Annotated in this window: 18 protein-coding genes and 3 tRNA genes; 2 read left to right on the top strand and 19 right to left on the bottom strand. The window is 62.9% G+C overall.

Annotated elements, in window-relative coordinates; translation table 11 throughout:
• Positions 1–154: 154 nt before the first annotated feature.
• The 10 genes from ACTJKL_RS26745 to ACTJKL_RS26700 form a co-directional block, all read right to left on the bottom strand.
• Positions 155–796, bottom strand: coding sequence for a helix-hairpin-helix domain-containing protein (locus ACTJKL_RS26745; RefSeq protein WP_440854227.1), 642 nt, complete (start codon positions 794–796; stop codon positions 155–157).
• 6 nt (positions 797–802) lie between these two features.
• Complete coding sequence (gene nuoF, locus ACTJKL_RS26740) at positions 803–2,107, bottom strand: NADH-quinone oxidoreductase subunit NuoF (RefSeq protein ID WP_018094847.1); 1,305 nt, start codon at positions 2,105–2,107, stop codon at positions 803–805.
• Between the two features lie 14 nt (positions 2,108–2,121).
• Positions 2,122–2,946 (bottom strand): NADH-quinone oxidoreductase subunit NuoE, encoded by an 825-nt coding sequence (gene nuoE, locus ACTJKL_RS26735; protein ID WP_440854226.1) that lies wholly within the window; start codon positions 2,944–2,946, stop codon positions 2,122–2,124.
• Between the two features lie 16 nt (positions 2,947–2,962).
• Positions 2,963–3,217 (bottom strand): hypothetical protein, encoded by a 255-nt coding sequence (locus tag ACTJKL_RS26730; protein WP_018094845.1) that lies wholly within the window; start codon positions 3,215–3,217, stop codon positions 2,963–2,965.
• A complete protein-coding gene (locus ACTJKL_RS26725; RefSeq protein WP_018094844.1) occupies positions 3,217–4,407 on the bottom strand; it encodes an NADH-quinone oxidoreductase subunit D in 1,191 nt (396 codons plus the stop codon). The genes ACTJKL_RS26730 and ACTJKL_RS26725 overlap by 1 nt, the downstream gene beginning before the upstream one ends.
• Positions 4,408–4,463: 56 nt before the next feature.
• Positions 4,464–5,069 (bottom strand): NADH-quinone oxidoreductase subunit C, encoded by a 606-nt coding sequence (locus tag ACTJKL_RS26720; protein ID WP_018094843.1) that lies wholly within the window; start codon positions 5,067–5,069, stop codon positions 4,464–4,466.
• 17 nt (positions 5,070–5,086) lie between these two features.
• The gene (locus ACTJKL_RS26715) at positions 5,087–5,665 is read right to left on the bottom strand and encodes a NuoB/complex I 20 kDa subunit family protein (RefSeq protein WP_440854225.1); all 579 of its coding nucleotides are present in this window, start codon (positions 5,663–5,665) and stop codon (positions 5,087–5,089) included.
• Positions 5,656–6,021, bottom strand: coding sequence for an NADH-quinone oxidoreductase subunit A (locus tag ACTJKL_RS26710; protein ID WP_440854224.1), 366 nt, complete (start codon positions 6,019–6,021; stop codon positions 5,656–5,658). The genes ACTJKL_RS26715 and ACTJKL_RS26710 overlap by 10 nt, the downstream gene beginning before the upstream one ends.
• 302 nt (positions 6,022–6,323) lie before the next feature.
• Positions 6,324–6,400 (bottom strand) — tRNA-Asp (locus ACTJKL_RS26705).
• Between the two features lie 69 nt (positions 6,401–6,469).
• Positions 6,470–6,546, bottom strand: a tRNA-Asp gene (locus ACTJKL_RS26700).
• 442 nt (positions 6,547–6,988) lie between these two features.
• On the opposite strand from ACTJKL_RS26700, the gene ACTJKL_RS26695 reads away from it, so the two are divergent.
• Positions 6,989–7,064: transfer RNA gene (locus ACTJKL_RS26695), tRNA-Val, on the top strand.
• Positions 7,065–7,298: 234 nt separating this feature from the next.
• Here ACTJKL_RS26695 and ACTJKL_RS26690 read toward each other — a convergent pair.
• The 3 genes from ACTJKL_RS26690 to ACTJKL_RS26680 form a co-directional block, all read right to left on the bottom strand.
• Entirely contained in the window at positions 7,299–7,697 is a 399-nt protein-coding gene (locus tag ACTJKL_RS26690; protein WP_100672192.1) for a (R)-mandelonitrile lyase, read from the bottom strand.
• Between the two features lie 88 nt (positions 7,698–7,785).
• A complete protein-coding gene (locus ACTJKL_RS26685; RefSeq protein ID WP_440854223.1) occupies positions 7,786–11,247 on the bottom strand; it encodes an ATP-binding protein in 3,462 nt (1,153 codons plus the stop codon).
• On the bottom strand, positions 11,247–12,539 hold the full coding sequence (locus tag ACTJKL_RS26680; protein ID WP_440854222.1) for a metallophosphoesterase family protein: 1,293 nt from the start codon (positions 12,537–12,539) through the stop codon (positions 11,247–11,249). Before ACTJKL_RS26680 ends, ACTJKL_RS26685 begins: the two co-directional genes overlap by 1 nt.
• Before the next feature lie 252 nt (positions 12,540–12,791).
• On the opposite strand from ACTJKL_RS26680, the gene ACTJKL_RS26675 reads away from it, so the two are divergent.
• Positions 12,792–13,265: a MarR family winged helix-turn-helix transcriptional regulator gene (locus tag ACTJKL_RS26675; RefSeq protein WP_440854221.1), complete on the top strand. Its 474-nt coding sequence runs from the start codon at positions 12,792–12,794 to the stop codon at positions 13,263–13,265.
• 70 nt (positions 13,266–13,335) lie between these two features.
• On the opposite strand, the gene ACTJKL_RS26670 is transcribed toward ACTJKL_RS26675, so the two are convergent.
• The 6 genes from ACTJKL_RS26670 to ACTJKL_RS26645 all read right to left on the bottom strand — a co-directional run bounded on the left by ACTJKL_RS26670 (position 13,336) and on the right by ACTJKL_RS26645 (position 23,176).
• The gene (locus tag ACTJKL_RS26670) at positions 13,336–15,528 is read right to left on the bottom strand and encodes an esterase-like activity of phytase family protein (RefSeq protein WP_440854220.1); all 2,193 of its coding nucleotides are present in this window, start codon (positions 15,526–15,528) and stop codon (positions 13,336–13,338) included.
• Between the two features lie 231 nt (positions 15,529–15,759).
• Positions 15,760–16,032, bottom strand: a complete 273-nt coding sequence (gene hupB, locus ACTJKL_RS26665; protein ID WP_003531811.1) for a DNA-binding protein HupB — start codon at positions 16,030–16,032, stop codon at positions 15,760–15,762.
• A 221-nt stretch (positions 16,033–16,253) separates the two neighbouring features.
• On the bottom strand, positions 16,254–18,674 hold the full coding sequence (gene lon, locus ACTJKL_RS26660; protein WP_018094835.1) for an endopeptidase La: 2,421 nt from the start codon (positions 18,672–18,674) through the stop codon (positions 16,254–16,256).
• 470 nt (positions 18,675–19,144) lie between these two features.
• Positions 19,145–20,422: an ATP-dependent Clp protease ATP-binding subunit ClpX gene (clpX, locus tag ACTJKL_RS26655; RefSeq protein ID WP_003531807.1), complete on the bottom strand. Its 1,278-nt coding sequence runs from the start codon at positions 20,420–20,422 to the stop codon at positions 19,145–19,147.
• Positions 20,423–20,716: 294 nt separating this feature from the next.
• Positions 20,717–21,343, bottom strand: a complete 627-nt coding sequence (clpP, locus tag ACTJKL_RS26650; RefSeq protein ID WP_003531805.1) for an ATP-dependent Clp endopeptidase proteolytic subunit ClpP — start codon at positions 21,341–21,343, stop codon at positions 20,717–20,719.
• Positions 21,344–21,619: 276 nt separating this feature from the next.
• Entirely contained in the window at positions 21,620–23,176 is a 1,557-nt protein-coding gene (locus tag ACTJKL_RS26645) for a phospholipase D family protein (protein WP_440854219.1), read from the bottom strand.
• Positions 23,177–23,210: the final 34 nt, after the last annotated feature.

The following is a 23,210-nucleotide window of genomic DNA, read 5'->3' as shown; positions in this document are numbered from 1 at the left end:
CGCGCGTCTTGATCTGGCGCGCAAGGGCCGCTGCAGCACTTTGGTTTGTTGCATGTTTCCTTTAATCGGCTACGATTAAAGGAAACATGCAGTAGGCAACGGACAATTCCTTCACGGTCTCGCCGCTTGCCGTGACCACCGCACGGTCGTCACGTTATTTCTCTCGCGCTCCCGTGAGCGCCTTTGCCTGCCCGATCCAATCGTCGCGGACGACGCGGCCGGCAAGGCCGAGTTCGCTATCCAGTCGCTCCACGTCGGCCTTGCTCAGGGCGGCGATGTCGGCGAAGCGGAATATGCCCCTGCCGTTCAGCACCTGCTCGAGCTTGGGGCCTATGCCGGAGATTTGCTTCAGATCGTCGTTTGCGAGGCCTGCCGCCGGTGCCGCAGCCCGCTTGACGGGTCTGCGCGGTTTACGCGTCTCGCCCGCGGAGACCGGAGCTTTCCGCAACGCTGCCTTTTGCGGCCTTGCGACCGGAGCAGGCTTGGAGATCTCCGCCTGATCGGGCGCGGCGACGCTCTTCTTGAGCGTGCTGGCCGCCCCCTGCATCGCGCCGAACATCATGCCGGCGATGTGACTGGACAGACCGAAGCCAAGAGCCGTCGCTGCCGCGACGGCCGCCGCCGGATGCGCCATCAACGGATGCAATCCGACGCTCGGCAAGCCGGCGTTCGACAGGTTCTTCATCCATTCGCCCATGCCGAACGGATCGGCCGGGTCGGCGCCCTGAGGCCATGCGAATGAACCGGCCGCGCTCGCGGCTGTCCTCTCCTGTCCGTCCTTGCGTGCCCCAGCCATGGTTTCTTACTCCGCCGCCTCCAACACGGCGCCATGCGAGGTCGCATTGCGCGTGTATTCGTCGATCCGCTTCTCCATTTCCGGACGGAAATGCTTGATAAGGCCCTGGATCGGCCATGCCGCCGCATCGCCGAGCGCGCAGATCGTGTGGCCCTCGACCTGCTTCGTCACGTCGAAGAGCATGTCGATCTCGCGCTTCTGGGCGCGGCCCTGCACCATGCGCTCCATGACGCGCATCATCCAGCCCGTGCCTTCGCGGCAGGGCGTGCACTGGCCGCAGCTCTCGTGCTTGTAGAAGGCCGACAGCCGCCAGATCGCTTTGATGATGTCGGTCGACTTGTCCATGACGATGACGGCAGCCGTGCCCAGGCCCGAGCCCAGCTCGCGCAGGCCGTCATAATCCATGATCGCGTCCTTCATCTGCGCGCCGGGCACGCAGGGAACCGACGAGCCGCCGGGGATGACCGCCAGCAGGTTGTCCCAGCCGCCGCGAATGCCGCCGCAGTGCTTCTCGATCAGCTCGTGGAACGGGATCGACATCGCGTCCTCGACCGTGCACGGGCGATTGACGTGACCGGAAACCGAATAGAGCTTGGTGCCGTGGTTGTTGGGGCGACCGAAGCTCGTATACCAGCCGGCGCCGCGGCGCAGGATGGTCGGCGTCACCGCGATCGACTCGACATTGTTGACCGTCGTCGGGCAGCCATAAAGGCCCATATTCGCCGGGAAAGGCGGCTTCAGGCGCGGCTGGCCCTTCTTGCCTTCGAGGCTTTCGAGCAGCGCCGTCTCTTCGCCGCAGATATAGGCGCCGGCACCGTGATGCACATAAATGTCGATGTCGTAGCCGAGCTTGTTGTTCCGGCCGAGCAGGCCGTATTCGTAGCATTCGTCGATCGCCGCCTGCAGCGCTTCGCGCTCGCGGATGAACTCGCCGCGGACGTAGATATAGGCGGCATGCGCACCCATGGCGAAGCTCGCAATCACGCAGCCTTCGATCAGCGTGTGCGGATCGTGGCGCATGATGTCGCGGTCCTTGCAGGTACCGGGCTCGGACTCGTCGGCATTGACGACGAGGTAATGCGGGCGCCCGTCGCTTTCCTTCGGCATGAAGGACCATTTGAGACCGGTCGGGAAGCCGGCGCCGCCGCGGCCGCGCAGGCCGGAGGCCTTCACCTCGTTGATGATCCAGTCGCGGCCCTTTTCGAGGAACTGCTTCGTGCCGTCCCAATGGCCGCGCGCCATCGCGCCCCTCAGCGACTTGTCCTTGAGGCCGTAGATGTTGGTAAAGATGCGATCTTCATCTCTAAGCATGGGGTATCACCTCTTCACCGCGGCTTCTTCGCGGGCTTCGACTTATCGACCGTTTCACCTTCGATCTTGACGTTCTTCGCCGCCGCCTTCCTGGCGGTGGCCGGCGTCTTCAAGGTCGGATTGGTAACGTCCGTCGCGGTCGAAGGCTTTGCCGCATTCGACGGAGGCACGCTCACCGCCTGTTCGTCCTTCGACTTGCGGACCGATTTCTTCGTCTCTTCGACCGGCTCGGGCCCCTGCAGCGTCGTCAGGCCGCCGATCGGCGCGGAATAGATGCGGTCGATCTGCGGGCCCGGCACGACTTCCGCCCCCTTGCCGGCCTCGAAGCGGTCGATGATCTCCTCGAGCCGCTCCGGCGTCAGATCCTCGAACGTGTCCTTGAAGATCATGACCATCGGCGCGTTGACGCAGGCGCCCTGACATTCGACCTCTTCCCAGGAAAGGGTGCCGCCCTCGTTGAGGGTGAACGGTTCGCTGGCGATCTTCTTCTTGCAGATCCTGATCAGGTCTTCGGCGCCGCGCAGCATGCAGGGCGTGGTGCCGCAGACCTGGACATGGGCACGCGTTCCGACCGGCTGCAGCTGGAATTGCGTATAGAAGGTGGCGACTTCGAGAACACGGATATAGGCCATGCCGAGCATGTCGGCGACCGACTCGATCGCCGCCCTCGTCACCCAGCCATCCTGCTCCTGAGCACGCATCAGCAGGGGGATGACCGCCGACTGCTCGCGGCCCTCGGGATATTTCTTGATCGTTGCCTCGGCCCAGGCAGCGTTTTCCTTGCTGAACGCGAAGGCCGCTGGCTGGACTGTGTCTTCGGCTAGTCGACGAACGGACATTCTAGTGGACACCTTATCAGTTAATCGAACCGCACCGCGATTTCGTCAGCGAGACAAATTCGCAGGCATAGGCTGACTGGTCTTTCTGCAAAAACACGATGTAGCGCGCGCCGTTGTTGACGGCTGCCTTGATCTCGTAACCCCTCGACAGGAGTGCCGGCATGGTGCCGCCCCTGAGCGCTGCGGATGACTCGCTGCCGACGTCTTCCTGGGCCGAAGCCCCGGAGGCGAGCGCAAGAAGTCCGACGGCGACGAGCGGCACCAGACGCATCAGCGATCCACCTCGCCGAAAACGATATCGAGGGAGCCCAGCACGGCCGAAACGTCGGCAAGCTGGTGTCCGCGACAGAGGAAGTCCATCGCCTGAAGATGCGCGTAACCCGGAGCGCGGATCTTGCAGCGATACGGCTTGTTGGTGCCGTCGGAGACCAGATAGACGCCGAACTCGCCCTTGGGCGCCTCGACCGCGGCGTAGACCTCCCCGGCCGGCACGTGATAGCCCTCGGTATAGAGCTTGAAGTGATGGATCAGCGCCTCCATCGACCGCTTCATCTCGCCGCGCTTCGGCGGCACGATCTTGCCGTCGAGCGAGGAGACCGGACCGATCTTGGCATCGCCGAGCAGACGGTCGACGCACTGGCGCATGATACGCGCCGACTGGCGCATCTCGATCATGCGGATGAGATAGCGGTCGAAGCAGTCGCCGTTCTTGCCGATCGGAATGTCGAACTCCAGGTCGGAATAGCATTCATAGGGCTGCGAACGGCGCAGATCCCAGGCCGCCCCCGAGCCGCGCACCATCACGCCCGAGAAACCCCAGGCCCAGGCGTCCTCGAGGCTGACGACGCCGATATCGACGTTGCGCTGCTTGAAGATGCGGTTGCCGGTCAGAAGCTCGTCGATATCGTCGACGGTCTTCAGGAACGGGTCGATCCAGTTGCCGATATCTTCGACCAACTGGTGCGGCAGGTCCTGATGCACGCCGCCCGGACGGAAATAGGCCGCGTGCATGCGCGCGCCGCAGGCCCGCTCGTAAAAGACCATCAGCTTCTCGCGCTCCTCGAAGCCCCAGAGCGGCGGCGTAAGCGCGCCGACGTCCATGGCTTGAGTCGTCACGTTGAGGAGATGCGACAGGATCCGGCCGATTTCCGAATAGAGAACGCGGATCAGCTGGCCGCGGACCGGCACCTGCGTACCGGTCAATCTTTCGACCGCAAGCGCGAAGGCGTGCTCCTGGTTCATCGGCGCGACATAGTCGAGCCGGTCGAAATAGGGTATCGCCTGCAGATAGGTCTTGGCCTCGATCAGCTTTTCCGTGCCGCGATGCAGGAGGCCGATATGCGGATCGACGCGCTCGACGATCTCGCCGTCAAGCTCCAGCACCAGACGCAGAACGCCGTGCGCCGCCGGATGCTGCGGGCCGAAGTTGATGTTGAAGTTGCGGACGTTATGTTCGGTCATACCGATTGCTCCAGGCCGGATGGCGTCCTTCGCGGATCGCCGCGGGCCGACTTAATTCAGCGTGGTCTCGCCTTTTCGTCACCGGGCAGCACGTATTCCGTGCCTTCCCATGGCGAAAGAAAGTCGAAATTGCGGAATTCCTGCTTCAGCTCGACGGGTTCGTAGACGACGCGCTTGGCCTCGTTGTCGTAACGCACCTCGACGAAACCGGTCAGCGGGAAGTCCTTGCGCAGCGGATAGCCTTCGAAGCCGTAGTCCGTCAGGATGCGCCTCAGATCCGGGTGACCGGTGAAGAGGATGCCGTACATGTCGTAGGCTTCGCGCTCGAACCAATCGGCGCCGGGATAGACCGACGTTGCCGAGGGGACAGGTTCGTTTTCGCCGGTCGCAACCTTCACGCGGACGCGCTGGTTCTGGCGCGGCGAGAGAAGATGATAGACGACATCGAAGCGGTCCGGGCGCTGCGGATAATCGACCCCGCAGACATCGATGAAGCTGACGAAACCACACTGGACGTCGTCGCGCAGGAAAGTCAGGAGCGCGACGAGATTCTCGGCTTTCGCCGTCAGCGTCAGTTCGCCGTATTTGACCTCCGCATCGGCGATCAGCGCGCCACGCGCCTCGCGAAGATAGGAGGCAAGCTCGTTCAGGGCTTCACTCATCTTAAGTTCCCCTGCCCTTAGCGCTCGATCGTGCCGGTCCGGCGGATCTTCTTCTGCAGCAGAAGCACGCCGTAAAGCAGCGCTTCTGCCGTGGGAGGACAGCCTGGCACATAGATGTCGACGGGCACGACGCGGTCGCAGCCGCGCACAACCGAATAGGAATAGTGATAGTAGCCGCCGCCATTGGCGCAGGATCCCATCGAGATCACGTAACGCGGCTCGGGCATCTGGTCATAGACCTTGCGCAAGGCCGGCGCCATCTTGTTGGTCAGCGTACCGGCGACGATCATGACGTCGGACTGACGCGGCGAGGCGCGCGGCGCAAAACCGAAGCGTTCGGCATCGTAACGCGGCATCGACATCTGCATCATTTCGACCGCGCAGCAGGCGAGACCGAAAGTCATCCACATCAGCGAACCGGTGCGGGCCCAGTTGATCAGCTCGTCGGTCGAGGTGACGAGAAAGCCCTTGTCGGCGAGCTCGTTGTTGATCTCGCCGAAGAACGCGTCATTGCTGCCGGTCGGCTTGCCGGTCGCGGGATCGAGGATACCCTTGGGCTGCGGCGCAACGAGCGTGGTGCCGGATGCTAATTCCATTCCAGCGCTCCCTTCTTCCATTCATAGACAAAGCCGACCGTCAGGACCAGAAGGAAGACCATCATCGACCAGAAGCCGAACCAGCCCAACTCCTTGAACGAAACCGCCCAGGGGAAGAGGAAGGCGACCTCGAGATCGAAGATGATGAAAAGGATCGACACGAGATAGAAGCGGACGTCGAACTTCATGCGGGCATCGTCGAACGCATTGAAGCCGCACTCGTAAGCCGACAGTTTTTCCGAATCAGGCGCCTTGAAGGCGACGGCGAAAGGAGCGACCAGAAGTGCGAGGCCGATCACCAGCGCGATCCCAATGAAAATCGCGATCGGTACGTAGGAACCGAGAAGTTCTGTCATTTTATCCGTCCCTGCCTGCGGAGGGCGCCATGAAAGCGCTTCAACGAAGAATGCCGCAGGCCGAAAAGCATGTTGCAACGCCAGAGTGGTTAGCGCAGCCGGCGCCCGGGCGCAAGCCTCGAAGGGGCATTTAAACCGGTTCGCAGCGCATAGCGGGGATGCGCCCACCGCAGGATGCGCGGCAAGGCGCGCAATCGCGGGAAGCCGGGCCTCCCGGCGCCAGGAATTCCGCGGCGAGACACTTTGCCGCAATGCAAAAAAAGGAAGCACAGATAAGGGGAGACGGCCACGTGAGAAGAGAATGGCGCGAGTGACGGGGCTCGAACCCGCGACCTCCGGCGTGACAGGCCGGCACTCTAACCGACTGAGCTACACCCGCGCATTATGGCCATCGCTGGCCATTATCTCATCATCGGCACTTTTTGAGAATGCCGCATTCTTTCAAGAGTGGCGCGAGTGACGGGGCTCGAACCCGCGACCTCCGGCGTGACAGGCCGGCACTCTAACCGACTGAGCTACACCCGCATCTCTTGACCTTCCAGACGCGCTCGCGCGCCCCTGCCCGAAGCGGCCTTGCCGTTCGATGAGCGGCTAACTAAGCGGTTCGCTTTGGGGTGTCAAGCGCGATTGAAAACAAATCGGTGACGGAACGTTTTTTGGTCCACAGCATGGCTTCAGGCAAGGATTTTGCCGTCTGTGAAAGCCGCGCACCAAAGGTGAGCACCCCCTCACCCCCTCGGGGGCTCGCCCTTCCTTTATATGCAGGCGCAGCGGAGCGACCAACAATGCGCCGCCTGCCTCGCCAGCCGCCTCCCTTCGCCGCCCAATTTGTCCACAGACTTCCTGACGGGTGCCCCGGTCCGCGATAAAAAATTCGAAAAAATCGCTCGAACGCTCTTGCGGTTTTCGCCGGTTACGCATAGATCACGCCCACCGACGCGGCGGACACTCGTCCGGCAACGCGATAGGGCGATTAGCTCAGTTGGTAGAGCGCCTCGTTTACACCGAGGATGTCGGGAGTTCGAGTCTCTCATCGCCCACCATTTCTTGCATATGTCAGGCAGTGTTTTGCGCAGGTTTCTCTTGCGAGCCGCCTCCGACCGTCCTTCCTGTGCCTGTCACAAGAATCCCCAGCCCAACTCCCTGGGCTGAAAAACTCTTCCGCGCCAAGGCGCGGCGCTTCCGGATTGCTGTAACGACCACAGGCATGAGGAGCCGACAGGGCCGTCAGTCATCAATGCAGCACTGAACGCTCCAGTCATTTGGAGCCGCGCACCCTACCCGCCCCGATACTGCTCATCCGTCACATGCTCGAGCCAGTCCACCGCCTTGCCGTCGAGCGCCTCCTGAATTGCGATATGCGTCATTCCCGTTTCCGGCGCGGCGCCATGCCAATGCTTTTCTCCCGGCGGGAACCAGACGACGTCGCCGGCGCGGATCTCGCGCGGCTCCCCGCCCCAGCTCTGCGCGAGGCCGCGGCCTGCGGTGACGATCAGGGTCTGGCCGAGCGGGTGCGTGTGCCAGGCGGTGCGCGCGCCGGGCTCGAAAGTCACCGTCGCGCCGCGTACCCGTGCGGGTGACGGTGCCTCGAAGGCCGGGTCCACGCGAACGGAGCCGGTGAAATATTCGGCCGGGCCATGCGCCGAGGGTCTCGATCCGCATTCGAAGATATCCATTGGAGCCTCCTTTGAGGGACTTCGCCGGGCCAGCCGACGGGTGATGCAGGGGCAAGGCGCATGCAGCTTACCTCTTTCCGGCAAGCGGCTACAACCGGTGGATCGTCACGCCCGGGCAGGCGCTCCGCGCAATGTCGCAAAGGTGCTCGTGGTGGGTCAGATAGATCACCTGTCCGACATCGGCCATTTCCGCCATCAGTTCGAAGGCGCGGCCGGCGCGGCCGTCGTCGAAGGTTTCCATGATGTCGTCGGCGATGAAGGGCAGCGTTTCCCGCGTCGCCGCGACTTCGTGGTAGCCGGCGATCCTGAGCGCGAGATAGAGCTGGAAGCGCGTGCCCTTGGAAAGATCGCGGGCGAGCTTCGATCCGCCGGCGGCGGTATTTGCTATGAGGAATTCCTGGCCCTTGTCGGCTTGCGTCGAGAGACCGGAATATTCGCCGCCGCTGATATGCATGAAGGTTCGCGAGGCGCGTTGCATCATGGCGCTGCGGTGGCGCTCGCGAAACAGCCTGAGCGCCTGTTCGGCGGCGATCACGCCCGCGCGCAGGCGGAGATAGCCGATCGCCTTGCTCTCGATGTCGAGAAGCAGCGTGCGGCGCCGCTGTTCGAGCTCCGCCACCCGGTCGCCGCCCTCGACGGCGGCAAGCGCCCTCTCCCGGGTCCTGACATCGGAGTGCAGCTCGCTGACATCCCGGTCGGCCGCCTCGATCGCCTCCTCCAGCCGCGCCAGTTCCAGCCCGAGCTCCCGGTCGTCGAGTTCGGCGAGCAGCGCTTCGGCCTCGGCGGCGCTCGCGACGCCGAGCCGCGCGGCCAGATCGCTTTCCATTTCCGAGCATCGCTGTCGCAGCCGCTGCTCTTCGCGGGTGGCTTCCAGGCAGGCGGCCGCTTCGTCGAGAGTCCCGCAGCCGAAAAAGTCGAGGACCCTCTGCCTGTTGGCGGCGTGAAGTCGCTCCTCGGCGCGCAGCGAGTCGAGGCTCTCCTCCATGCGCTCGATATTGCCCTGAAGCGCCAGACGGCGCTCCTCCTTCTGAAGTGCGGCGGCAACGCGGTCGCGCACCGCGGAAAAGAGCGTGAGGACATCGCCGGCCCGTTCTTCGCCCAGTGCGGCGGCCACGCCGACGACGTTTTCCGTGAAGGCCGCCTGATCCCTGCGCATCCCCGCCACGCGATGATCGAGCTCCGCTTTCTTCTGCATCAGCTTGTCGAGGTTCTGAAGCACGGCGAGCACGGGACCGATTTCCTGCGGCAGCGGGCGCTCCACCTGCCGGGAAAGCCACGTGCCGGCGAGCGCCTCGTCCCATTCCCCGCACCAGGATGCCATCGCAGCCTCCGCGGCCGCAAAAGCGGTCCGCCGCTTTTCGAGCGCCTCCGAGGCGCGTTGGAGCTGCGCCACGGCATTCCGGCAAGCAGTGGATGCGGCCTCGGCGCGGGAGGAGACAAGTTCCGCTACCGCGAGCAAGGCGTCGAGGCGCTCCGGCAGCGCATCGCTCATCCCGAGCCGCGCCAGCTCCGCCCGAAGACTGCAGACCGCCGCCTTCTCTTCGGCGACCGCCCGGTCGCGCTCCTTCAGCGCAGTGCGAAGTTCCATGCGCAATTCGAGCGCGGATGCGCGGGCGGCAAGCCACGCCTCCAACTGGGGCAGCCCCGTTATGCAAGGCAAGCCACAGGCGCGTGCGGCGGCGCCGATCTCGGCGTTCAGCCTCTGCCGCCGCTCCTCCGCGGCTTTCCTTTGTACCTCCAGCGACTGCAGGCGGGCGCGCCGCTCGGTCACGGCCAGCGTCAGGCTGCGTATCTCGGCCACGCGCTCCGCCTGGGCAAGCCGAAGCGCCGTGGTTGCATCATGCTCGTGCAGTGCCGCCTCGAATGCGATCGCCGTCTGCTCGTCCAGACCGGCACGATGCCGCTGCCAGGCGGTATCGCGGCGGCGCCTCAGTTCGCAAACGGTCGCGTCGTCCACGACGCCGCCATTGGCCGCAATGGCGGCAAGGCGCGCCTCGTCTCCGGCCTGGCGCTCGCTTTCGTCGGCGATCCTGTCGCCGAGGCGCAAGCGCCGCTCCGCCTCGGCGTGGTCCTCGGCCCGCCACGCTTCCACGACGGGCGGTGCCGGAGCGGGAAGCGCGCCCAGATCGTCGATCGTGCCGGCGAAAGGCCGCAATTCATCGAGTCGGTCGCATATGGCGGCATCGAGCCGGTCGATCTCTCGTGCCGATGACTGCTGGCGCAACAGGCAGTCGCTCTGCCGGAGGAGATGCACGCGTTCGGCGAGGAACGCCGGATCGGCCGTCCCCTCCTTCAGCCGGGCAACTTCGCGCTCGGCGTCGCCGTGGTTCCCTTCCGCGGTTTCCATCTCCTCGCGCGCCGCTGCCAGCCTTTCCGAGAGGCTTGCGTGCCGGCGCACCAGATCCTGCAGACGGACGGCGCGCGCCGCCGGCAGCAGGAGCGAGGCCAGGTCGGGATTGCCCGCCTCGCCGATGCGAATCAGACAGGCATCGATCTCGGCGGCCGTCTTCGCCAGTTCCTCCAGACGGGCCGGCATGTCGCGGTCAGCCGTGAGATAGCGGGCTTCGAGTGCGGTTTCGCGCAGAGCCCCGAACCGGTCCGCGATCGCCAGCGCCTGCTCGTCGCGAGGCAGCCCGGCAAGCTCTTCGCGCCGCCGGGTGAGTTCCTCGTGCAATTGTCGGAGCCGCGCGGCGATTTCCGCATCGCTGCGGCGAAGAACCGGCAATTCCTCCTGCCACTCGGCCGGCGGCACCGGCAACGGGTCCCGCCCGGCAAGCTCCTGCCGCACGCCGCGAAGCCGCGCGAGAAGCGGCAGGGCGTCGCGCTGAGCCCGCATCCGGTCCCGGTCGGCACGCAACTCGTTGCGCTGTCTCGCCACTGCCTCGTGGCGTGCGCGCATGCTCGCCAGGGCCTTGCGGAGTGCTGCATATTCGCGTGCATTCACGTCGACCGCGTTCCGCTCCGCCTTCAGCGCGTCGAGCTCCGCCTTCAGTTCGGCGAGCTGGTGCTTGCGCGCCTGCGGGCGGAAGAAAGAATCCGCTTGGGCTCGAAGCCCGGCAAGCACGGCGGTGCTGTCCGGCAAACCGGAACTCGCGGAAAACAGGAGAGACCCCAGCTCGCCCTCGCTCTTCAGTATGGCTTCCCCGCCCTCTTCGATGCTGTCGTCGTCGAGCGAGAACATCGTGCTGTAGGTTGCCCGGTCGATCGAGCCGAGGGCTGTGGAAAACAGGCCATCGGGCAGCGGCTGCTCGTCGGGGCCGATCAGGCTGTTGGCGTTGCGCTTGATGCGGTAGGCGTGATGCAGGCGGTTACCGGCCGCGACGATGCCGCCGATCCGCATCGTCTGATAGGGATGCAGGAAGCCGTAGGGGCTCGAACGTTCGATGCCGAAGACGAGGTCGAGGAAGCCGGAAAAGAGGGTCGACTTGCCGGCTTCGTTCGGGCCGTAGATGAGGTGAAAATCCGGCTCGCCCAGCCTCGCCTCGCCGAAATCGAGATGCCGCTCCGTGAATTTTCCGTAGCGGACGAGCTCCAGTCGCTGAAGCCGCATCAGTCGATGCCTCCGGCACCGGCACGGCCGTGAAGATGCGCCAGCACATCCGCACTCCCCGCAAGTGCTGCCTCCAGCGCCAGCCGCTCCAGCGCCTCCTCGTCGCTCGCCAGCACCTGCCTGAGTTCAGGCGGCAATTGCTGCAGGAGCTCCTTGGCAACTCCGCTCAGCTCGCCGCGAAAGCCGAAGGAGGGCAGAACGTCGTTTTCGACGAGTGCCGCCAGTTCGCCGACCGGGTCGGCCGCACTTTGCTCCGCATTGCCGATTGAGTGGCAGCTCAGGTCCGTCTTCTCGATCCAGCATCCGCCGATCCCGGCCGCGATGTTGACGATCTCCGCTTCCAGGAGATCCGCGTCGCGCCTGAGGCGCCAGGCAAGCGGCGTCGCGCCGGTCAGCGTCAAGCGCAGGATCAGATTGTCCGCCGCCATGTTCTTTCGAAGGTGGATCAATTCACGGCCCACCGCATCCAGCATGTCGCGCCAGTCCGCAATCCCGCTCACGTCGATCTCATGTCGCTCGAACGCGGCGGTGCCGGTCGGCCGGTCATCCAGCGCAACCAGCCCCTCATCGTCGACCGTCACGATCGTGACGCCCTTCGTCCCCGCTTCGTTGATGTCTCGGCCCTGCGGCATGCCGGGCATGACGATGCAGGGCTTTTCGCAGTGCACCTGCCGCTGATGGACATGACCGAGCGCCCAATAATCGAAACCGTGCCGCTGAAGCTCGGCGACGCTACAGGGCGCGTAAGGGTCGTGGGCCGTGGATCCGGAGAGACTGGTATGCAGCATGCCGATATTGATGCCGCCGGCGACCGGCGGATGGAACTGGGGCAGCAGGCTTTCCGGCGCGTGCGGATCGGCAAAGCTCACGCCGTGGATGTGCACCGTGCGGCCGTTCGCAAGCGTCTTGACATGTACCGCCCTGCTCCGGCCGGCAAATACATGCACCGAAGACGGCAAAGTGAGTTCGCGCGTCACCTGCGACTGGGCATCGTGATTGCCGCGAATGATGAACGTCCGGATGCCGGCCTCGTCGAGCCGCCGAAGCTCGGCCGCCAGGAAGAGCGCCGTGTTCATGGAGGTCTGGCTGCCGTCATAGAGATCGCCGGCGATCAAAAGCGCATCGACCCTTTCGGCAATGCAGAGATCGACGATGCGGACGAGCGCATCGCGCGTCGCGCTTCGAACGAGGCCGGCAAGCTCCGCATTCCGGAGTGCCAGGCTGCGCAAGGGCGAATCGAGATGGAGGTCTGCGGTGTGAACAAATCTGAAGGGCATGGCCGGGCGGACCATGACCCGGCGCCGCCGCTTTCGTCAATGGCAGCAGGACCGGGTATCCACGGAATGCTTGAATGCGGGCAGCGTTACGACGCGCCGGCGACAACTCTTCGCTTCGCAAACAACGGCATCGCGACCAGGGCGCGTTTCTTGTCGCCGCCGGTCATTCCCAAGTTTTAGGTGGTTTTGGTCGACAAATGCGGCAATTGTGACTATCAATAATGTCACTGCCATTTCACATGGCCCCTCATAATAACTCATAAGGTCATGAAGAAGACATTCGAGGTTTCCGATAAGCTGTTCGAGCTCTACCATCGCGTTCATCGTCTGGTGAACGAGTCCATGACGGAGGAAGGCGTATCGCTTGCCAGGAGCAAGTTCCTGTTCTTCCTGAGCAAGCTCGGACCCTGTCGGTCTACCGACATAGCCTGTGCGCTGAATTTCGCTCCGCGAACAGTGACCGAGGCGATCGACGGACTGGAACGCGACCGTCTGGTCATGAGAAAACCCGACCCCGAGGATCGCCGCGCAAAGATCGTCTCCATAACAGAGACCGGCCGGGCCGTTCTTCAGGCTGCAGAACATCCGCGCAAACAGCTCATCGAAGAGATCTTTTCGGCGCTCGATGACGAGCAACTGGACCAGTTGTACGATATCGTCAGCAAACTCGTCGAGAAAACCGATGATATCCGCAAGCGCAAGGAAGAAGCGGAAGCCACGGAGATTGCCGTCGGGCGCTGAGCGCCGTGTCAAGAATCAGGAGGCCGGGACATCATGTCCCGGCCTCTTTCGTTTTCTCCGTATCGGACGCTTACATGGCGTCCATCGCGCCTATGGAGAAGAACAGCGTTTCGCCGGAGGAGTCGTCGACGCCGTCATTGTCGGTGACGACATAACCGTTGCCGGCCGCGTCGATTGCAAAGCCTTCGACCTTGTCGACGACATAACCGTTCAGCGACTGCAGGTCCGGAATGAGGTCGCGCACCTCTTCCTTGTTCACCACAGGCAGTGCCCCGCCGAGTGCCGCGGGTTTCAGGTCCGCGAGCGCGACGCGGTAGAGCTTCTTGAGCTTGGCGGCTTCGCCGACCAGATTGTCACGCTCGAGAATATAGGCGTAGGCTCCATGAACGGAAATTTCCGACAGGCCGACCCAGCCTTCCTCCGCCTTTTCAAGCGGATAGCGCACGGCGCCCCATTCCTTGCTCGACGGCTTGTAGGAGACGAGCTTGACGAAGCCCTTCTCGTCATCCTTCCATTCGCGCTGCACAGCCATCCAGAGAACCTGATCGTCCCCTTCGCCCACGACCGCTATGCCTTCGAAGCCGTAGCGGATCTCGCTGGCGCGCAACTCCTCCGGTAGTGCGATCTCCTGCTTGATCTCGCCCTTCCTGTTCACATGCAGCAGCGCATGGCTGTAGAGCTTGTCGGAGTTGCCTTCCGAAGCGAGCCAGAAGCCGCCTTCGCCGTCATTGGCGATGCCTTCGACGTCGAGCTTCTGGGCGGGAGCGCCGTCACGGGTGACCGGCAGGGCTTCCGTGATCAAAGCGGGCTTCTGCGTAGCGTCGATCGTGAAGATGGTCGGCTGCGACGAATAGACTGAATCATTGACCGCATGCAGGAAGCCGGGCTTGTCGGCAGCGGCAAGGCCGGAAAGCGCCCCGAAGCCGATGGGTAGCCCGTCCTTCTCCACGGAACGGATCTGCGGATAGGCAGCCTCCCCTTCCCCGCGCTCGTAGATCATGACATGCGCCCGCGCCCCGCCGTCTTCGACGAGATCGACCTCGTTGGCGGTCGCAAACAGGTTGCGCCCGGGGATGGCGACAGCGCCCTCGGGGGAAACGCCGGAGGGCAGAAGCTGCACGAGCTCCGGTTCGCCGCCCGTATCCTTGTAGACGCCGACGATCGAGGCCCGTTCGGAAAGAACGAAGAAAAGCTTGTCTTCGCCGAATTGCTCCATTTCCAGCCCTTCCGGCTCGACGCCCTTCGCCGAAGAACGCTTTTCCGGATAGTGGCCGATCGACGCGATAGCGTGTTCGAAGCCTGCTCCCGACTCGTAGAGGACCTTCCCGGTCGTGTCGAAGATCGTGAAGCCGCGGCTCCCGCCCTCATAATCGCCCTCATTGGCGACGACCAGGCGATCGTCGTCGAGCCACTTGATCGCATCGGGCTCGCGCTTGCGGCCCGCCTGCTCGCCGGTAAAGGCGATGGAGCCGTCGCGCTTTGTGTCAATACCTTGGAGCTCGACCGTGCCCGCAGGGAAATGCGTCTTCACGGTTGCGGACTTACCGTCGATGATGACGATGTGGTTGTTCTCCTGGAGGGTGAGCGCAATCTCGTCCCTGCCGTTGAAGGCTACGAATTCCGGCTCGGGATCGTCGCCGGCGACCTCGGCGAGACCGGTCAGCGTCACATGCCTGATGGTCGCGCAATCGGCCGCCCCGTCCTTCAGCGACAGGATCACGAGATCTCCTGCAGGCATCTGAGGGATCTGCCCGTCATTGACGTCCTCGTCGCGCTCGTTCTCGATCGCGATTGCGGCAAGCGTCCGATCCTTGTTCACGGCCACCGAGTCCGGCTGGCCACCGAGATCGCAGGTGGCATCCACCTCCCTGCCGGCAATGTCGACCACGGCGAGCACGCCGGACGGATTGGTAAAGCTTTCGCTCGTGTTGACGGCAACGAGCGCTTTGGCACCGGCTACCGCAACCGAAGTCGGCTCCCCGTCGAACGAGACGATACCGCCTGCCTCAGGCGCCCTGGCGTCGGTGATGTCGATGAAACCAATGCGTTTGCCGGGACTGTCGGAATAGATCAGCGTATTGCCGTCTTCGCTTGCGGTGATGATTTCGGCCGATGTCGGGGCGTTCCGCTCGGCTCCCTCGGGCAAATTCGTGGCCACCGCAAAGGATGCGATGCGATTGAATACCTGTTCGGCCTGAACGACCGATGCCGTCGATGCGGCAAGTGCCGCGGCCAATGCCGTGGTGATGGAAATTGCTTTCATCTGTCCCTCCTTGTCGCGGCACGCCGTTGCGCTACCGCGTGCGTCCGAAAACGTCGGACGGGAGGCTTTTGCAACTGTCCTGTAACAGCCGGATGACAGGGAAAGCCGGAATGAAAAGAGGCCCGGATGACCCGGGCCCCAATCAACCTGCCGAATGCCGCCTGGGCGGTATCGCGACAGATGGAACATGAACCAGTAGCGGACGGAGGCACCCGCCGCTCCATCGGTAAATTAGTTGACGGCGTCCTTGAGGCCCTTGCCGGCCGTGAACTTCGGCACGTTGCGTGCCGGGATGTCAACTTCCGCACCCGTCGACGGGTTGCGGCCCTTGCTGGCTTCGCGGCGCGATACGGAGAAATTGCCGAATCCGACGAGGCGGATGTCGCCGCCGTTCTTCAGTTCGCCCTGAATGGTCTCAAAAACTGCATCAACGGCAGAAGACGCATCTGCCTTCGAGAGTCCGGCCTTGTCGGCTACGGCAGCCACGAGCTCATTTTTGTTCATGTTTCCACCCCTTTCATGCTGGTTCGAAACGACTGTCTTCTTAAGGCGGGGCTGCGAAAGCAATGCCCACGTCTTGCCATTCCCAATTGCGCCTAATCCCTTGGAATGCAAGGGTTGCAGCGTGCTTTTACAACAAAAAAGACCGGCAGAACGCCGGTCTTCCTTGTTTTTCTGGCCGAAGGGCGCAAGCGGGACACACTTGTCACCCTATCTGCACTGCCTCAGTGGGCAATCGAAGTGCCCGCTTCGTCCTGCGAATCAACGGACGGCAGGGCGGCCGGCTGGCTTGCCGGGTCCCATTCGATGGGCTCCGGAAGCCGCAGCAACGCGTGCTCGATCACCTCGCCCATCCGCGAAACGGGGATGATTTCGAGGCTGTTCTTGACGTTGTCTGGGATGTCGGCGAGGTCCTTGGCGTTCTCCTCGGGGATCAGCACCTTCTTGATGCCGCCACGCAGAGCCGCCAGCAACTTCTCCTTCAAACCGCCGATCGGCAGCACGCGTCCACGCAGGGTGATTTCACCGGTCATCGCCACGTCCTTGGAGATGGGGATACCGGTCATCACCGACACGATCGCCGTCGCCATGGCGACACCGGCCGACGGGCCGTCCTTCGGGGTCGCGCCCTCCGGCACGTGGACGTGAATGTCGCGCTTGTCGAACAGCGGCGGCTCGATGCCGAAATCGATCGCGCGCGAGCGGACATAGGATGCCGCCGCCGAAATGGATTCCTTCATCACGTCACGCAGGTTGCCGGTAACCGTCATGCGGCCCTTGCCGGGCATCATCACGCCTTCGATCGTCAGCAGTTCGCCGCCGACCTCAGTCCAGGCAAGACCGGTGACCACCCCGACCTGATCGTCACGCTCGGCTTCGCCGTGGCGGAAGCGCGGCACACCGAGATAGTCGTGGATGTTCTCGGCCGTCACTTCGACCTTCTTGGTCTTGCCCTTGAGGATCTCCGTCACCGCCTTGCGCGCCAGCTTCATCAGCTCGCGCTCGAAGTTGCGGACGCCCGCTTCTCGCGTGTAGTTCTGGATGACCGCCATAAGAGCGCCATCCGTGACGGAGAACTCGTTCGTCTGGAGCGCATGGTCGCGGATCGCCTTCGGCAGCAGGTGCCGCTTAGCAATCTCCCGCTTTTCGTCTTCGGTATAGCCGGCAATGCGGATGACTTCCATGCGGTCCATCAGCGGCGGCGGAATGTTGAGCGTGTTCGCCGTGGTGATGAACATCACGTTGGAGAGGTCGTATTCCACCTCCAGGTAGTGATCCATGAACGTCGAGTTCTGTTCCGGATCGAGCACCTCCAGAAGCGCCGAAGACGGATCGCCACGGAAGTCCTGGCCCATCTTGTCGATCTCGTCGAGCAGGAAGAGCGGGTTGGACTTCTTCGCCTTCTTCATCGACTGGACGACCTTACCCGGCATGGAGCCGATATAGGTCCGCCGATGGCCGCGAATTTCGGCCTCGTCCCGAACGCCGCCCAGCGCCATGCGGATATATTCGCGGCCGGTCGCCTTTGCGATCGACTTGGCGAGCGACGTCTTGCCGACGCCGGGAGGGCCGACGAGGCACAGGATCGGCCCCTTGATCTTGGACGAACGGGCCTGCACCGCCAGATATTCGACGATGCGTTCCTTTACCTTGTCCAGACCGAAGTGATCGGTATCCAGCACCTTTTCGGCATGGTTCAGATCGGTCTTGATCTTCGACTTCTTGCCCCAGGGCAGGCCCAGCAGCCAGTCGAGATAGTTGCGCACGACCGTCGCTTCCGCCGACATCGGGCTCATCTGGCGCAGCTTCTTCAGCTCCGCATCGGCCTTTTCACGGGCTTCCTTGGAGAGCTTCGTCTTGGAGATGCGCTCTTCGAGTTCGGCCATTTCGTCACGGCCGTCCTCGCTGTCGCCGAGCTCCTTCTGAATCGCCTTCATCTGCTCATTCAGGTAGTACTCGCGCTGCGTCTTCTCCATCTGGCGCTTGACGCGCGAACGGATGCGCTTTTCGACCTGAAGAACCGAGATCTCGCCTTCCATGAAGCCGAGCGCCTTTTCGAGGCGCATCTTCACGCTCGTCGTCTCCAGCATTTCCTGCTTTTCGACGATCTTGATCGACAGATGCGATGCGACGGTATCGGCGAGCTTCGAGTAGTCTTCGATCTGGCTCGCGACGCCGACGACTTCCGGCGAAATCTTCTTGTTGAGCTTCACATAGCTTTCGAATTCGGAAACGACCGAACGGCTCAGCGCCTCGATCTCGACCGGATCCTCGTCCGGTTCAGGCAACGCATGGGCGACGGCCTCGTAGAAATCGTCACGCGGCGTATAGCGCTCGATCTCGGCACGCGACCGTCCTTCGACCAGAACCTTCACGGTGCCGTCGGGGAGCTTCAGAAGCTGCAGCACGTTTGCAATCGTGCCGACTTTGTAAATGGCGGCGGGTTCCGGATCGTCATCCGTAGCGTTGATCTGGGTCACGAGCATGATCTGCTTGTCGGTACCCATGACCTCTTCGAGTGCACGAATCGACTTCTCCCGGCCGACGAAGAGCGGCACGATCATGTGGGGGAAGACCACGATGTCACGCAGCGGCAGAACCGGATAGGTCGCGCTTTCAGTCGCCGGAGACGTTTTGTTCGTCATATCATTTCCTTTCCGTCCCGATGTTCGGGCCCGTTTCCGGGAGCCTCTGCGGCACTCCCGGCTGTCACATTTCGTACATGAAAGTGGAGTGCAAGAGAGGCCTTTTCAAGGTACGGCGCAATCCCCGCCTTCATGGATAATCCCCGACCTTTAAGCTCGGATGCTGTTGCAGACCTTGCGAGCTGCCCGGATATCGCGACCTGCAAATGCGCATCCATTGAATCTGCGCATCATCGCGTTGTTGCGGCACTTTAGCAACAATCGATTGGTGCGATCACCATGATTTTGAACTGAAACATTCGAGGGAACGGGCCCGAACGGCGGCTGCAGAGCCGTCCTAGAAAATGCCGGTTCCGGACCGCTTCGCCGGCACGATCGCAACGGCGTCACATGAAAAAGCCCCCACGCGGGGGCTCTTCAAACAATCGTGAGCGGCGAGCGCGCCCGATAGAACGCGCTGCGCTTGAGGCTCAAGCCGAAACGTTGGTCTTCTCCTCGGAACGCTCCGAGTAGATATAGAGCGGCCGCGCCGTTCCCTTGACGACCTCGTCCGAAATGACGACTTCGCGAACGCCTTCCAGCGTCGGCAGTTCGAACATGGTGTCGAGCAGGATCTTCTCCATGATCGAACGCAGGCCGCGTGCGCCGGTCTTGCGGACGATGGCACGGCGGGCGATCTCACGCAGCGCGTCCTCGTGGAAGTTCAGTTCGACATCTTCCATTTCGAAAAGCCGCTGATACTGCTTGACCAGAGCGTTCTTCGGCTCCGACAGGATCTGGATCAGCGCATCCTCGTCGAGATCCTCGAGCGTCGCCAGAACCGGCAAGCGCCCGATGAATTCCGGGATCAGGCCGAACTTCACCAGATCTTCCGGTTCGAGCTCGCGCAGCACCTCGCCGACGCGCCGGTCTTCCGGAGCGCGCACCGTCGCGCCGAAGCCGATCGACGTCTTCTCGCCGCGGGCGGAGATGATCTTGTCGAGGCCCGCAAAAGCGCCGCCGCAGATGAAGAGGATATTCGTCGTATCCACCTGCAGGAACTCCTGCTGCGGATGCTTGCGGCCGCCCTGGGGCGGGACCGATGCGACGGTACCTTCCATGATCTTCAGAAGCGCCTGCTGCACGCCCTCGCCCGAAACGTCGCGAGTGATCGACGGGTTGTCGGACTTACGGGAAATCTTGTCGACCTCATCGATGTAGACGATGCCGCGCTGGGCGCGCTCGACGTTGTAATCGGCCGCCTGCAGGAGCTTGAGGATGATGTTCTCGACGTCCTCACCGACATAGCCGGCCTCGGTCAGCGTCGTCGCGTCCGCCATCGTGAAGGGAACGTCGATGATGCGAGCGAGCGTCTGCGCCAGATAGGTCTTGCCGCAGCCGGTCGGCCCGACCAGCATGATGTTCGACTTCGCCAGCTCCACGTCGCTGCTCTTTGCCGCATGGGCAAGGCGCTTGTAGTGGTTATGCACGGCGACCGACAGGATACGCTTGGCCTGCTGCTGGCCGATGACGTATTCGTCGAGGACCTTGATGATCTCCTGCGGCGTCGGAACGCCGTCGCGGGACTTGACCATCGAGGTCTTGTTCTCTTCGCGGATGATGTCCATGCAGAGTTCGACGCATTCATCGCAGATGAACACGGTCGGTCCGGCAATCAGCTTGCGGACTTCATGCTGGCTCTTGCCGCAAAACGAACAATAGAGAGTATTCTTCGAGTCACCGCCGTTGCTACCGCTGACCTTGCTCATTTCCACTTCCTTCCAGCACGCCGGACACCTTCGGAAAGATATCACGGACACTCAGTTCGCCTTGCACGTCGGCTCCAGGCGCCGCCCAAGGCTCTTGGGAGTACTCACCGTCCCGGGCGGAGGCCCGATCACCGGTTGCAACGACTCTCCCCATCAAATCCGAATGCTATGCTCCTTGTTCCAACATAGCATTAAGGATTCATATTAACGGCTTTGCCCCTTGGATAAAGCCCCTTCGCCATTACAAATGTGTCACAATTACATCTGTGGCGACACAAAAGCCCGTGTTCGAACCTATTCCATGCCCTCGACCGCATCGCGCGACGTGATCACCTTGTCGATCAAACCCCAGTCGAGCGCCTCGTCCGCACTCATGAAATGATCGCGGTCGAGCGTCTGCTCGACTTCTTCGTAGGTGCGGCCGCAATGCTTGACGTAAACCTCGTTCAACCGGCGCTTCATCTTGAGAATGTCGCGTGCATGCCGTTCGATGTCGGACGCCTGACCCTGGAACCCACCGGAGGGCTGGTGGACCATTATCCGCGAATTGGGCGTTGCGAAGCGCATGTCCTTGTGACCGGCGGCAAGCAGCAGCGAGCCCATCGACGCCGCCTGACCGATGCAGAGCGTCGAGACCGCCGGCTTGATGAACTGCATGGTGTCGTAGATCGCCATGCCCGCTGTCACGACACCGCCCGGAGAGTTGATGTAGAGAGCGACTTCCTTCTTCGGGTTTTCCGCCTCGAGGAACAGCAACTGTGCGCAGACCAGCGTCGCCATGTGGTCTTCGACAGGCCCCGTCAGGAAGATGATGCGCTCCTTGAGCAGTCGCGAATAGATATCGTAGGATCGCTCGCCGCGATTGGTCTGCTCAACAACCATCGGCACCAGCGCCATGGCCGTATCAACTGGATTTCTCATATCGAACCTTCATCAATCGGGACCGCATCCCTTCGCGGACCGGAATCATCGGATAAGCCTCAGACCTTACATAGAGTGTCAATGCCCTTCACTTCAAGACGCGAACATTCGATAAACTGAATAGTCGCGGGCCCGGGGTCCAGAGCTTTTTATCGGCGTGGCGGATTGGCGGTAGAACAATTTTCCAATTCTTGATGCCGTCGCGCATGCCCCCGGGCGCCTTCCTCACAGGCATTCGCAGGAGCGCGGTAAACGACTGGTAAATTCCGACGCCTTTCAAAGCTGGGACTCCAACGGCAGAAAGCGGATCACGCCGGCGATCAGCCGGCGGAGAATGCTTGCGTCCGGCTCGCGCCGCAGCAGCCGCAGGGAGCCGTTCGTCCGGTCCCGCCACACGGGCCGGCCGTCCTTAAGCATCAGACGATAGCTTCGCTCCGGCGCCGTTTCCTCCTCGAATATGGACTGAAGCTCGGCGGCGAGCGCCTCGTCGGAGAAGACGATGCCCATCTCGGTGTTGAGCGACGCGGAACGCGGATCGAAATTCATGGAGCCAACATAACCGCAGAGGCCATCGACGACGAAGGCCTTGGTGTGGAGGCTCGCGTTTCGCGCTCCGAACAGCGACATACGGTGACGATCGAAGAAATCGCCGCGCTCCTTGAGCTCGTAAAGCTCGACACCGCCGTCAAGCAGGCCTTTGCGATACTTCACGTAGCCGCCATGCACCGCCGCGACGTCGGTTGCCGCGAGCGAATTCGTCAGCACCGCCACCCTCGCGCCCTTTCCCGCGAGCAGCGCCAGCACGCGCGTCCCCGCTGCGCCGGGGACGAAGTAAGGCGAGATGATCCGCAGATCACGCCTGGCGCCCTTGATCAGCGGGAACAGTTCGCGCAACAGCCAGTTCTGCCGCTTCTGCATCAGCGCCTTTTCCGGCGGGTCGAACGCCATGCGCATATCCGCGCTGCGATGGAGGGTCCGGCTCCCCCAATAGGGGCCGGGACCCGCGTCTGCGACCCTTTCGAGGTAGAAGCGCGCGGCCGCCGTGCACGCCAGCGCGTCCAGCGCCTCTCTCAGCGCCGGAAGGTACTGCTTGCGCGGCGTCCTGAGCGCGGCGATCGGCAGCACCGACGTGCTGTTCCAGTAGAGATCGAACATGGCCGTCGCCTGGTCGACGACCGGCCCCGCCATCCAGACGTCGAGGTCACGGAAGTTCGACAGTTCCGCCGCGTCGAAATAGGCATCGCCGATATTGCGCCCACCGGATATCGCCAGCCGGCCATCGGCAACCCACAGCTTGTTGTGCATCCGGCGCGTCGCACTGAAGGCCCGTATCGCCATTTCGAACCCGCGGCGGAAGCGGTCCGTTCGTGCCCGGCTTGGATTGAAGAGCCGCACGTCGACATTCGGATGTGCGTCGAGCGAAATGCAGAGACGATCATGGATGCCCGCATTGATATCATCGAGCAGCAGGCGGACGCGAACGCCGCGGTCGGCCGCCCGGATAATCTCGCGCGTCAGCAGAAACCCGGTCAGGTCGTCCTTCCAGTAGTAGTATTGCAGGTCCAGGCTGCGCCCCGCCCGGCGGGCCGAAAGCGCCCGCGCAACGAAGGCTTCGATGTTATCGGAAATGAGCGCGACCACGCTCTCGCCGGGTTGGGCGGCACCCAGCAGCGGGCCGAGATGCCGATCGATGCCCGTCTCGTCTCCGCCGATGGGGAGCGCGAATGATGGTTCGATCCGCGGCCTGCGACCAAACCAGCCGTAAACGTAGAGGACCGCGACCAGGAAGAGCCCGCAGAGCGCTACGAGAAAAAGTGCAATCCACGACAACATCAGACGCTGCCCTGCCGCAAGTTTCACCGGAGCC

It is taken from the genome of Sinorhizobium sp. 22678 (assembly GCF_052044265.1).
GTDB lineage: Bacteria > Pseudomonadota > Alphaproteobacteria > Rhizobiales > Rhizobiaceae > Sinorhizobium > Sinorhizobium meliloti_A.
Note: the sequence above shows the minus strand (reverse complement) of the source record. Positions and strands in the feature narration are given on the sequence as shown.